The sequence below is a fragment of the Roseiflexus sp. RS-1 genome (genome assembly GCF_000016665.1).
Classification (GTDB): domain Bacteria; phylum Chloroflexota; class Chloroflexia; order Chloroflexales; family Roseiflexaceae; genus Roseiflexus.
In genome coordinates this window covers 2,133,006-2,146,275 of record NC_009523.1, presented here as the reverse complement: position 1 = coordinate 2,146,275, position 13,270 = coordinate 2,133,006, and the positions used below count along the sequence as shown (strand labels likewise).

Annotated in this window: 6 protein-coding genes; 2 read left to right on the top strand and 4 right to left on the bottom strand. The window is 64.3% G+C overall.

Going from position 1 to position 13,270, the window contains the following annotated elements:
- The first annotated feature begins 25 nt into the window (after window positions 1-25).
- Window positions 26-529 (top strand): hypothetical protein, encoded by a 504-nt coding sequence (locus ROSERS_RS09000; protein WP_011956476.1) that lies wholly within the window; start codon window positions 26-28, stop codon window positions 527-529.
- Window positions 530-533: 4 nt separating this feature from the next.
- Here the strand turns inward: ROSERS_RS09000 and ROSERS_RS08995 are convergent, their stop codons facing one another.
- Window positions 534-1,931: an acetyl ornithine aminotransferase family protein gene (locus tag ROSERS_RS08995; RefSeq protein ID WP_011956475.1), complete on the bottom strand. Its 1,398-nt coding sequence runs from the start codon at window positions 1,929-1,931 to the stop codon at window positions 534-536.
- 986 nt (window positions 1,932-2,917) lie between these two features.
- Between ROSERS_RS08995 and ROSERS_RS08990 the strand changes: the two genes are divergently transcribed.
- A complete protein-coding gene (locus tag ROSERS_RS08990) occupies window positions 2,918-3,880 on the top strand; it encodes an IS110-like element ISRfsp2 family transposase (protein ID WP_011956474.1) in 963 nt (320 codons plus the stop codon).
- 85 nt (window positions 3,881-3,965) lie between these two features.
- On the opposite strand, the gene ROSERS_RS08985 is transcribed toward ROSERS_RS08990, so the two are convergent.
- The 3 genes from ROSERS_RS08985 to ROSERS_RS08975 all read right to left on the bottom strand — a co-directional run bounded on the left by ROSERS_RS08985 (window position 3,966) and on the right by ROSERS_RS08975 (window position 13,164).
- On the bottom strand, window positions 3,966-8,282 hold the full coding sequence (locus ROSERS_RS08985) for a HEAT repeat domain-containing protein (protein ID WP_011956473.1): 4,317 nt from the start codon (window positions 8,280-8,282) through the stop codon (window positions 3,966-3,968).
- A 968-nt stretch (window positions 8,283-9,250) separates the two neighbouring features.
- Window positions 9,251-10,441 (bottom strand): RNA-binding domain-containing protein, encoded by a 1,191-nt coding sequence (locus ROSERS_RS08980; RefSeq protein WP_011956472.1) that lies wholly within the window; start codon window positions 10,439-10,441, stop codon window positions 9,251-9,253.
- A gap of 2 nt (window positions 10,442-10,443) precedes the next feature.
- On the bottom strand, window positions 10,444-13,164 hold the full coding sequence (locus ROSERS_RS08975; protein WP_011956471.1) for a TrlF family AAA-like ATPase: 2,721 nt from the start codon (window positions 13,162-13,164) through the stop codon (window positions 10,444-10,446).
- Window positions 13,165-13,270: the final 106 nt, after the last annotated feature.

Here is a 13,270-nt window from a genome sequence, read left to right as displayed (position 1 = left end):
GCACTACCGCGCATGAGGAGGCAGCATGTCTGGCGGTCTCAAATCGGGGCTTATTTTTGCCCTGGTCAGCATTATCGCCGTGGTTGGCTTTTCCTTCATTCCGGCGATCGGGGTCTTTTGCTGCGGACCAATCGCAACCATGGCGCTGGGCGCAATTGCCGGCTATATCGGGGTGCGCTGGAGCGGTCCGACTGCCGGGATCGGCAGCGGTACGCTGGCGGGGGGCATTTCCGGGATCGGTGCGCTCATCGGGTCGGTCATTTTCTGGATCGTTGCGATCCTGATCGCGCAGAGTGATCCGGCACTTTTCGATGAGATCATCAGGCAGGTTGAGGAGCAACAACCCGCTTCGGGACTGACCGAAGACGATATTCGCAACCTGATCGGGTTTGTGGGTCCGGTAATCGGTTTCTGCGCCGGGTTGATCCACCTGCTCTTTGCTGTTCTCCTTGGAGCGCTTGGGGGGTGGCTGGCAGTGCGTCAGCGACCGCAGCCGCCGATGGCGCCGCCAGCATACACCGTCGGATGATCGACTACAGGCAGGCGCGCAGCGCTGCCTCGAAGATGGTCAATCCTTCATCAACCTGCGCCTCGGTCAGAACCAGCGGCGGGCAGAGGCGAATCGTTGATGCGCCGCAGGTCAGGATCAGCAAACCGCGCCGGAATGCTTCTTCCATCACACCCTGCGCCAGGGCGCGCGCCGGTTCGCGCGTTTCCCGATCCTTGACGAGTTCGATGCCGATCATCAAACCGCGCCCGCGCACATCGCCGATCACGTCGTACCGCTGCTGAAGGTCGCGCAACCCCTGCATCAGATATGCGCCGACGCGCGCAGCATTGGCTGCCAGTTCGTGCTGCACCAGATCGAGCACTTCGTTCGCCGCAGCACACGCCAGTGCGTTTCCGCCAAAGGTGTTCCCGTGCGAACCGGGTTCCCACACGGCGGTCAACTCTTTCCGCGCCACAATTGCGCCAATCGGCACGCCGCCGCCCAACCCTTTGGCAGTCGCCAGAATATCCGGGACGCATCCGATCGGTTGAGCGCGACCACAGGCAACGCAGGCGCCGGCAGCATTCGCGGGGCACTCCTGCTCGAATGCCCACATCGTTCCGGTGCGCCCCACGCCGCTCTGCACCTCGTCCAGGATCAGCACGATCCCGTACCGGTCGCACAACTGACGCAATCCGCAGAGAAAACCCGGCGCCGGAACGACATAACCGCCCTCGCCCTGGATCGGCTCGACCACGATGGCGGCAATGTCGCGTGGCGGCGCAACCGTGCGGAACAGCGTATCTTCGATGTACGCCAGGCATGCTTCCGCCACCCGTGATGGATCGACATCGAACGGCGGGCGGTAGGGATTGGCGTAGAACGCATGGAACGTACCGGGAACCAGCGGGAAATAGCCGCGTCGCTGCACCAGTTTCGACGCCGTCAGCGACAGTGCGCCGTAGGAGCGCCCGTGAAATCCGCCGAAAAAGGCGATGATCCCCTGACGACCGGTGGCATACCGCGCCAGTTTGATCGCCGCCTCAACCGCCTCCGTGCCCGAATTCGCCAGAAACACCTGCCAGTCATACGCGCGCGGCATGGTGGCGACCAGTTTTTCGCCGAGCGTGATCATCGGCTCGTTGTAGAAATCGGTCGCTGCCATATGGATGAAGCGCGCCGCCTGATCCTGAATGGCGCGCACAATCCGCGGGTGCGCATGCCCGGCGGACACGACTGCAATGCCAGCGTTGAAATCCAGGTAACGGTTGCCATCGACATCCCACACCTCACACCCGATGCCGCGTTCCATCACAAAGGGGTAGACCCGCCCCATACACGGAGCGTAGACCCTGTGATCACGGGCGATCAGCGCCATCGCGCGCGGTCCGGGAATGCCTGCTTCAACAGAGATATGCGTATTTGAAGATGAAAGGGTCATGGAAACATCTCCATCGGGGGGATGGGAAGCGCCCCATCCCGGCAACATTGTTTGGTCGTGATTGCTGGCGGTCACGTCACACGGAGATGCACGTCGTCCTGCCAACACGGGCAGATTATACCGCAGCGCGGGATCGTCGCGCCAGGAGACTGCGGGCTGAAGTCTCTGGGTGCGCGGGCGTCCCGAACCGAGAACCAAGAACCGAGAACCAGGAACCAGGAACCAAGAACCGAGAACCAGGAACCGAGAACCACGTGCGTCCCTGGGTGCGCGGGCGTCCCCGCCCGCGTGCGGCGACGGCGGGCTGATGGAGATTGAGAATTTATTCCGCTATCCCGCGCTAGCCGTGGAGCTGAAGCCCTCGGCTATGCAAGGCGAAGCCCCCCTGCGCGGGCTTGCCAGCAGGCCGCGTCAGCGGCCTTCGTCCTGCTAGCCGAGCCCTTCAGGGCGACGGCACGCCGTCGGGCTGATGGAGATTGAAAATTAAATCCGCTATACTGCGCTAGCCGTGGGGCTGAAGCCCTCGGCTAGCCAAGGCGAAGCCCGCCTGCGCGGGCTTGCCAGCAGGCCGCGTCAGCGGCCTTCGTCCTGGTAGCCGAGCCCTTCAGGGCGACGGCGCGCCGTCGGGCTGAACCTCGGCTATGCAAGGCGAAGCCCGCCTGCGCGGGCTATACCGGATTATTTATTCAAAGACCATCATTTCGGTCGCTGTGTGGGAAGCGCAATGGTGATTGCGGTCGTCCGAGGAGTGTCAACCCTGTCCAATATGTCCAGCCTTTGCGAGAACTGCGCTCCACCCCTCCGCGTCTCCGCGCCTAGTATAATCTAACGGGACACGGTATACCGTTCTGCGCCAGGTTCACGAGATCGCCGCGGAGTGTTGGGTAGCCGTGTCCTTCAACGCGACCAAGCCGAACAGTTATCTGGGCCCTCAAACCCGCATATGCTAGCAAGGCTGGCGCCGTTTTCCTCAGGAGGTTCTGTGTATGGCTTCCCGTGAGTCGCTCTTTATCGGCATTGATGTCTCCAAACAGACGCTGGATGTGGCGTTTGGCGCCGACCCGCACGCGCCACGCGAGACGATACCGTCTACCGACGAAGGTGTCCAGCTCCTGGTCACGCGACTCCAGCGCCTGCAGCCGACCCTGATTGTGCTGGAGGCGACCGGCGGGCTGGAGCGCATGGTGTTCGCCCAACTGCTCCAGGCTGGCTTGCCGACGGCGCGGGTGCAGCCACGCCGCGTGCGCGCCCTGGCGCACGCGGAAGGACGCCAGGCGAAGACCGACCGCCTGGATGCCCGGTTGCTCGCCCGCTTTGCCGAACGGGTGCGCCCGCCGCACCACCAAGCGACGGACGAGCAGCGCGCATCCTTGCGCGACCTGCTGGTCCGGCGGGAGCAGGTGATTCAGATGCGGACGGCTGAGATCAATCGGTTGACGGCTGCCGCGCCGAACCTCCGCCCGGGCATCCAGAAGCATATTGATTGGCTGGATCAGGAGATCCGTGCGCTTGAGCAGGAACGCGACAACGAGGCGGAGCGCACCGACGAGGTGCGCCGGAAACGGGAGCTGCGCGACAGCGTGCCCGGCATCGGCGCGATCACCGCACTGAACCTGCTGCTCCGCCTGCCCGAACTGGGGACCATCAAGCGCACGGAAGCGGCGGCCGTTGTGGGCGTTGCGCCGTATGCCAATCAGAGCGGCGCACAGCACAAACCCCGGCATATCTCCGGCGGCAGGAGGGATGTGCGCAGCGTGTTGTACATGGCGACCCTGGCGGCCACGCGGCGCCGTCTGGTCAGGCGCGCCTTCGATCAGCGCCTGTGTCAAGCTGGCAAGCCGCGCAAGGTCGCCATCGTCGCTGCGATGCGCAAGCTGCTGACTATTCTCGGCGCAATATTGCGTCAGCAAAAGCCCTGGGATCCGGCTGTGCATACGAGCGCCCCTTGACAAGCAACACAGTTACTCCGCGTGAGACCATCCGATGCACAAGGATTATGACAGCATCGCTTAGCCACGTTGACCATCGCCACGGCTACGCTTTGCGCACTGCATCCACCAGCCAGCCCAGCAGCGTCGCCAGCGCCCCCAGCCCAAACACCAGCCCGACAGACACCCACCACGGCTGCACCTGAAGGACGGGCAACACCGCCGCCATCACCGCATCACCGACACCGGCCAGCGCCACCGTCACTACCCCGACCAGACCCGCCAGCAGCACCACCAGCCCGCCCCGACCGATCCGCAGCACCCATCGCTGCCAGACGGGTACCGGCAGTGGTTGCAGCGGGTCTTGCCATGGATCGAGCGCCGCCTGCCAGGCCGCCCGTCGCTCCAGGATAGCGGTGAGGAGATCGTATTCGCCTCGTTGCAGGGCTGTGCGCTGCATCGCAGCCATTGCCTCCTGCCAGACACGGCGTTCCTTGCGGTCGTGCGGAGGAGCATTCGGGAGCAGGTTTCGCAACGCCGCCGCCGCCACTGCGCGCACCCACCACGCTGTGTCGCCCAGCGCGTGCAGCAGACCTGGCACGGCTGGAGTGCCAATTTGCCCTAATGCCTTCGCCGCCGACTCGCGCACATCCGCATCATCGTCGACCAGCGCGCGCAGCAGCCCCGGCACTGCCGGTGCGCCAATCCGCCCCAACGCCGCCGCCGTCGTCTCGCGCACTAACTTATCCGCATCGCGCAGCGCTGCCAGCAACCCCGGCACGGCTGCCGCATCACCAATCTGCCCCAACGCCTCCGCCGCTGCTACGCGTACCCCCACACGCGCATCGCACAGCGCGCGCAGCAGCCCCGGCACCGCTACTTTGTCACCGATTTGCCCCAACGCCCGCGCCACCATCCGGCACGTATCTGCATCCGCATCGCGCAGTGCTTGCAGCAGCCCCGGCACGGCTGCCACATCGCCGATCTGCCCCAACGCCGCTGCCGCTGCTGCGCGCACTCCCACACGCGCATCGCGCAGCGCCCGCAGCAGCCCCGGTACGGCTGCTTTGTCACCGATTTGCCCCAACGCCCGCGCCACCATCCGGCACGTATCTGCATCCGCATCGCGCAGTGCTTGCAGCAGCCCCAGCGCCACTGCTGCATCGCCGATCTGCCCCAACGCCCGTGCTGCCTCCTTGCGTACATCCGCATTCGCGTCGCCCAGCGCGTGCAGCAGCCCCGGCACGGCTGTTGCATCGCCGATCTGCCCCAACGCCCACGCCGCCGCCCGGCGCACGTCCGCATCCGCATCGCCCAGCGCTGCCAGCAGCCCCGGCACGGCTGGTGCGCCGATCTCCCCCAACGCCTTAGCCGCCGCCCAGCGCACCCACCCATACGCATCGCGCAGCGCTGCCAGCAGCCCCGGCACGGCAGCCGCATCGCCAATCTGTCCCAACGCCGCCGCCGCCGCTTCGCGCACGTCCTCATCCGCATCGCCCAGCGCTGCCAGCAGCCCCGGCACGGCAGCCGCATCGCCGATCTCTCCCAACGCCGCCGCCGCCCGGCGCACGTCCGCATCCGCATCGCCCAGCGCTGCCAGCAGCCCCGGCACGGCAGCCGCATCGCCGATCTCTCCCAACGCCGCCGCCGCCGCCTGGCGCACGTCCGCATCCGCATCGCCCAGCGCTGCCAGCAGCCCCGGCACGGCTGCCGCATTACCGATCTGCCCCAACGCCCACGCTGCCGCCCGGCGCACGTCCGCATTCGCATCGCCCAGCGCTGCCAGCAGCCCCGGCACGGCTGGTGTGCCGATCTGCTTCAACGCCGCCGCCGCCGCCCGGCGCACCGACCATTCCGCATCGCGCAGCGCTGCCAGCAGCCCCAGCGCCACTGCTGCATCGCCGATCTGCCCCAACGCCCGTGCTGCCTCCTTGCGTACATCCGCATTCGCGTCGCCCAGCGCGTGCAGCAGCCCCGGCACGGCTGTTGCATCGCCGATCTGCCCCAACGCTTCCGCCGCCGCCTGGCGTACATTCGCATTCGCGTTGCCCAGCGCTTGCAGCAGCCCCGGCACAGCTGGAGCACCGATCCGCCCCAACGCTTCCGCAGCCGCTGCGCGCACCAACCACGCTGTGTCGCCCAGCGCGTGCAGCAGCCCCGGCACGGCTGTTGCATCCCCGATCTGCCCCAACGCCTTCGCCGCCGCTTTGCGCACCCTCGCCTCTGCATCGCGCAGCGCGTGCAGCAGCCCTGGCACTGCCGCCGCATCCCCGATCTGCCCCAACATTTCCGCCGCTGCTCGGCGCACACCCGCATTCGCATCGCGCAGCGCTGCCAGTAGCCCCGGCACGGCGGCCGCATCCCCGATCCGCTCCAACGCTGCCGCAGCCGCCCAGCGTACATCTGCATCCGCATCGTGCAGCGCTTCCAGCAGCCCCGGCACGGCGGCCGCATCCCCGATCCGCTCCAACGCTGCCGCAGCCGCCCAGCGTACATCTGCATCCGCATCGTGCAGCGCTTCCAGCAGCCCCGGCACGGCTTCTGCATCGCCGATCCGTCCCAATGCTTCCACTGCCGACTCGCGCACGCTATACCCTACCTGCCGACCACGCAGCACCTGCAGCAATCGCGGTACCAGCATCACTCCTATCACCTGCGCATACCCACTCTCAATCGCCAGCTCAGCCGCCAGCAGCAGGTCGCGGTGCAGATACTGTTCCTCCGGCGAGCGAGCACGCACGATCCAGGTCAGCAGGTGTCCGGCGTCGGCTTCGTCGAGCAACCCTGCCAGCAGCGCGAGCGGTTCGCGCCATTCAGTCAGATGCAACCGCAGGTTCAGGAAGCGCCAGGTGCGGCGTGCGTTCTGCTGCCAGGCGTTGTACAGGCGGGTAGCGACCAGGTATTCGCGCAGGGTCAGGTGACTGAAGATGAAGAGGTAGCGGTCGCTGTCCACCTCGCTCAGCCGCGCTAGCAGCCCGGTCTGTTCGCGCAGGCGGTGTAGCAGGTCAGCAGCGGCATGGTCATTGGGGGCCAGGCCCGCGTTGCGTAGCGCGGCTTGCAGAGCGGTTGCACTGCTGTCGCCGCCGGTGTGCATGTGCCATGCCAGCGCTTGCAGTGCCGCCAGATACTGTTGTTTGTCCTGCTCCGCTGCGCCACGCTGCCGGGCGCGCTGCCAGGCTTCCTCCACCCACTGCCGGTACAGGTCGGCGCGACTGCGGGCGATCGCGCCGGTTGCGGCGTAGTGCTGGGCGCTCAGGCGCAGCAGCAGCGGGTTGTTGAGCAGGCGGCGCAGGGCGGCGCTTGCCTGCATCTGCTCGATCAGGGATTGTGCTTTCTCCTCAACCTGCGCCTGCCATTCGGGCTTCAGCGCCCGCAGCCATCCCTTCAGGTAGGGCAACGCTTCCTGCCTGGTATCTGCGAAGGGTTTGAGCGTGTATTCCTGCAACCCGCCCAGGGTGAGAAACCCGGCCGGGCGCGAGGTCAGGATGACCCGACCGATCCCGCTGCGGGCGGCCCGCTCGATCCGCTCACGCACCAACTGGCGCACCTCCGCCGGCACCTCGTCCAGCCCATCGAGCAGGATGATCAGACCGGGCGACTGGCGCCAGGCGTCGAACAGTCGGTTGGCGTCCTCATCCTGACACTGCAACCTGCTTTGAATCTCGGCGCGCAGGGCAGTGCGAAGCGTGGATCGGACAATGGTAGACGCGCTGACCTGCAAGCGCAGCAGGATGGGAATGGCAGGGCGCTTGATCGTCAACTGTTCAACCGCCTGACTCGTAGCAGCGCGGGCGTAACACAGACCGATGAATTGCAGCGCGGTTGACTTGCCAGCGCCCGGTTCACCCAGGATCGCCAGGTGCTCGTCGGTCTGCATCACCGTATCAAGCGGCACGGGTGGGGGCGGCTCGGCGGTTTTGGGGGCGCCTGAAAGCCGGTCATTCTCCTGATCGGCGGTGCGAAGCATATCGCGTGGATCGAGGTCTCCCGCATCCGCCAGCCGCTGCTCCGTCGATTCGATGTCCGGCAATGGCGGGTCGGTTGGCCGCGGTTGCGGGCGCGGACGAGCCTGGAGCATGAAAAAGACCCCCTCCAGCGGCAACCGGCGATCGTCGCCGCGCGTGGTGATGGTCAGGTACTGCCAGTCGTCGGCGACGGCGCGCAGGTAGCGTTCGGTGAGATCATCGATCTCGATCTGGCGTAATTTTTCAGCGGCAGCGCCGTGCAACACCTGGACGGTGTTGCCATCGCCGGTCACGATGACCGTGCCCTCGGAGTTGCCGCCGACCGTCACCGTGCGGGTGGCGGGCGCCAGCGTAATCAGGCGCGTCTGCAATGCAGCCCGCACTGCCTCAAGATCGGCAGGGGTATCGGTTCCGTCGTGCAGTCGTTGCAGGGCCTGGTGCAGTTCCGGTGGGATCATCGTCGCTCAGCACGCTTGCGCCTGGCTCTCGTTGACGGTCATGATACTACAGCAAAGGCAGAACTTTAAACGCTGGGGCTGCACACATGCGGGCGGGACGCCCGCGCACCCAGGGACACTCTCCGCCGTAGCCCCGCAGGGGCTTCCACGTGCTCAGCGAGGGCTTATGGTCTTTGAGTAAATAATCCGCTACAGCCCGCGCAGGCGGGCTTCGCCTTGCCTAGCCGAGGGCTTTAGCCCGACGGCAAGAGGCGTATAGCGGATTTATTTCTCAACCTCCATCAGCCCCACAGCAAAAGCGCATACCGGATTGAGTGCTCAATCTCCATCAGCCCGCAGTCTCCGCATGCGGGCGGGACGGCCCGCGCACCCAGGATGCATGTGGTTCTCGGTTCCTGGTTCCTGGTTCTCGGTTCGGGACGCCCGCGCACCCAGGATGCATGTGGTTCTCGGTTCCTGGTTCCTGGTTCTCGGTTCGGGACGCCCGCGCACCCAGGGACGCGCAGGATTGCGCGTATGCGGGCGGGACGCCCGCGCACCCAGGATGCATGTGGTTCTCGGTTCCTGGTTCCTGGTTCTCGGTTCGGGACGCCCGCGCACCCAGGGACGCTCAGGATTGCGCGTATGCGGGCGGGGACGCCCGCGCACCCAGGGGGCATGTGGTTCTCGGTTCCTGGTTCTTGGTTCTCGGTTCGGGACGCCCGCGCCCCCAGGGACGCTCAGGATTGCGCGTATGCGGGCGAGACGCCCGCGCACCCAGGGACGCTCAGGATTGCGCGTATGCGGGCGGGGACGCCCGCGCACCCAGGGACGCTCAGGATTGCGCGTATGCGGGCGAGACGCCCGCGCTCCTGGCACGCGCAGGATTGCGCGTATGCGGGCGGGACGCCCGCGCACCCAGGGGGCGCGTGGTTCTCCGTTATTGCAGGGATGGTACGGGATTGGTGCCAGGCGGGTTCCGGGCTGTCCTATTGCTGTCCGCCCGGTCCATGCCACATTTCGGGACGGGAAACAGAAACCACGAACTCGTTCGCCACAACTTCCAGGCGCAGTGTGGCGCGCGCGTCCTGCTCAATGAGTTGTCTGGCGCGCAACACGCCGCTGCCGAGGTGAGTGACCAGTCCGGCGCGACTGAACATGGTGTAGATGATGGGATTGCGCAAAACATGCGCAGCGCCCAGAAGAATTGCCTCGATCGTAACTGTGTTGGGCAGGTTGCCCGGTGTGCGGATTTCGATGCGATCATCGAAGATCAAGACGCGAATCGGAGAAGTGACGGTGTAATCGCGATGCACCAGCGCGTTGACCAGCAACTCGCGCAAGGCTTCTTCGGGGATCTCCGGGCGTTCTTCAGGCTCAAATCCCTGGATGACGTGCGGGCGGCGCAGATGAATCCGCAGAAAGCGGGCGGCATCTTCCAGCATGTCGAACAACGTGCCGCCGATCGTCCTGGCATCGGAAGGCGCCAGCGCCAGCGTCTCACCGGGGATGCGGGCAGCGCTGATCTGCGCATACGGCAGAAATCGCTGCGGCTCTCGTCCGAAGCAGAGCAGGCCCGCCAGTGTGGGACGCCATGCGCCCTCACGTTCTTCCAGCAAGCGCATGTTTTTCATCAGGCGCTCTGTTTCTTGCTCTGACGTGATCTCGCGGTTATAGGACCGCCGGAAGAAATCGGCAAAACGCTGTTCGTCCAGATCGCGTAACGTGGCGCGCCAGACCACGGTCTCATCGTAATAGAGACTCTCCGTCGATTGAAACAGGCGGAGCAGTTCTTGCCGGGAAGCCCGTCGGCGTCCCGAGGTGGTGCGTATGAAGTAGTCGCCTCTGATGGTACGATAGGGGCGCTGATCCCCTTTAGGGATGTTGACAACCACCACGACGCGGCCTTCCTCGCTGCGAATGGTTTCTTGCAGGACGGTGAGCGGCGGCTCGCAGTTGTTCCAGGCAATCTGATCAACGCGCTGCATCAGGCGATCAGGGTCATCAACGCCGATAATGGCCCGGTTTTGATTGATGCCGAAGATCAACTGTCCGCCATCGGTGTTGGCAAAAGCCACCAACGCCGCAGCAATGTCATCGGTATGGACATCCTGCTCTTTGAACTCAGTATGTATATCTTCCCAGCGCGCAATCCGCCGTTGGAGTTCCCACATATCCATACTTACGTCCTCCCGCCCTCCAGGTTTACCCCGTACTTTTCGGCACGTCGCCGGAACGCCTCATCGCCGCCCTCCATGATGTTGCGAACAATGTCCTGCACGTCGTGGCGATCAATCGCGCCCTGCACCCGTGGGGATGCCCGGTCATCACGGGCTTCCAGAGCCACGACCAACTCAGCGTGACCCAGAACAGGGATGTTCGGATTGTGCGTGGCGACGATAATCTGGCGCCGCCCCTTTTGCTCGCGCAGGAGCGGTACCACATCATCGAAGATGAAACGATTGTCCAGATCGTCTTCCGGCTGGTCTGCCAGCAGGAGACGATCGTGCCGGGTGAGCAGGATGAGCAGCATAGCGGCAGCCCGCTGCCCGGCTGAGAGTTTCTCGAGCGGGAGCCACGTTTCATTCACCCTGAGTGCGACTTCGACTTCATCTTCTGGCGTCAGCAGTTCCAGGTCGTAGATTCTCGGCGGACTCTGTTCGACAAAGCGGATCATCTGCCGGGCGCGGGAGAGGGTTAGGTTGGCTTCGTTGACCAGGCTCTCTTCGCCCTGCCGAATCCATTCAGCCAGCTCCAAGCCGTCCGTCGCTCTCTCGGCCACCCGATGCAAGGTTTCCTTATCCAGCCCGGAGCCGCTGAAGAAAGCGATCAGCGCTTCGGCGAAGTCTTTGCGCTGACTTCGGCACTTCACCTGGACGGTCACGCGGTCCCTGAGCGCCTGCGAGATAGCTTCGGCTTGCTTCTGCCGCAACTGGAACACCTGCCGACGCTGTTCGCGCAGGTCGCCCAGTTTCTGCCGCCGCTCTTGCTGCAACGCGACGATGGCTGCCTCCTCTCGCCTGAGCAGATCCAGCTGAGGGCGGAGGGTCTCCTGCTCCTGTGTCAGACGGATGAGAACATCAGGGTCTGGCAATTGCATTCCCAGTTCCTGCTTGAGACGCTGGATTGCTTCATCGAGCGGCCGTCGTTCCTGCTCCCAGCGTTCCAGCAAGCGGTCAAACTCGGTCAGCGCCTGCTGAAGGCTTGTTTCACCCTGTTGCAGGGAGCCGTCAAGCGTCTCTCGCAGGTGGCGCACCAACCTGGCGGCTTCCTGAAGCAGGGCTGCCTGCGCGCTCCCGGCCTGCCCTAACCTCGATAGAGCGCTCGCCCATCGTTCAGACAGACGTTGCCGGAACTCGTGCCAGTCACTTCGCGCCTGATCAAACTGCTCGCGGGCTTGCCTGAGCCGCTCCGCATCGCGGGTCAGCGCCGTGGCCTCCTGCAATTTTTGCGCAATGCCGTACTGCCGATAGAGCGCCACCTGATGTTCGATTTCCTGCCAGCGCTTTTCCAGGTCCTCCCGTTGCGCCAGCCGTTCCTGACGCTCCAGGATGGCGCGCATATTGCGCCGCGCTTCCTCTTCGAGTTTTTTGACCTGGCGTCGTTGTTGATCGGATTCGCGGCCAATGATCGCATCCAACAGGCGACGACGCAACGCAGGCACCTGAGTGACCTCGTACATCTCACGCTGACCGAAGAAGAGCGGGATTTCGCGTTCTCCCAGGACTTCGCGCGGTAAAAGTTGCACTGCCCGTTCGCCTTCAAAAACGCGCGGCGCTTCGCCCAACACGCGCTCGATCCGAAATTCTCGTTCTACGCCAGGACGAACCGCCTGGCACAGGGTCAGGATGGCTTTGCCCCCGCTGCCCAGGGCATGCTCCACCAGCCTTTCCCGATATTCGGTAGGGGAAAAGGCTTCCAGGTCCAGCACAAACCGCACTGTCTCCAGAATAGCCGACTTGCCCACACCACGTCCACCGACCAGTACGTTGAGTTCAGGGCTGAACGTCAGATCCACGCCGCCCAGGAAGCCGCTCCCTTCGACGGTCAGACGCAGGAGACGGGTATAGTCTGGCGCAGGCGGATCACCCACACGCACCAGCAGGGCGTTATCGCGCAGCGCCAGGCGAATAGCGCGCAGGTCGTCCGGGGCGCTGAGCTTAAGGTATGTGCGGCGCAGCCGACCATCGTGCGCTTTTGTGCCAATCTCTGCAATGCTATGGTTGTCACTATTCTCGATCCCGGCGATCGTTCGCAGATATTCCAACGTCACCTTGCCGGTGCTGTGCAGGCGCTGACGGTCGTCCTCGTCGAACGATTCGATGGCCTCCGGTGACAGGGATCTGAGCACGTCTGCTGCTTCGACCGGGCTATAGGTTTTGAAGAGACCATGACTATCGTGAGGATGGGCAAAGATGAACAGACAATCCTGCTCCTGGCGCAATCTGGGCAAACACTCCCGGATCGGCGCTTGCGGCTTCAGGTCGCGGTGTCTGCCATCGTCCAGGAGTAATTCGGTGGTATCATCGTCTAGCAGTTTGTCAATAGCGCGGTTGATGGACTCCGGATTGGCCTGGTAGGGGAAGATAGCCAGCACATGCAAGCCATGCTTCCCCGCCACTCCCCCGCCAAACGAGAGTTCCACGCCGGGATAGATGTAAATCCCTTTGTGTGCCGCTGCGTCCCGAATGGGAACGAACCACTCCACCCGAACGTGCTGATAATCGGTGATTGCGGCGATTTCGATGCCTTGCGCCTGTAACTGATCCACGTAGCGACGGATCAGTTCATTGCGATCCTTTTGAGAAAGACCGTCGGGAAAACGAAAGGAGTACGCACCAGGCGAATGCAAGTGAAAATCGGCACGAACCCAGCGGGCGCCATAATAGTGGCTCTGGCTCATCTTTATGCCCTTGAATGACACGGATTTGCGCGCGTCATGACTATTCTACCGATTGATCCGGCAGATGGCATCCATCTTTTTTCTGAAGTTTTCGCGCAGACTTGAA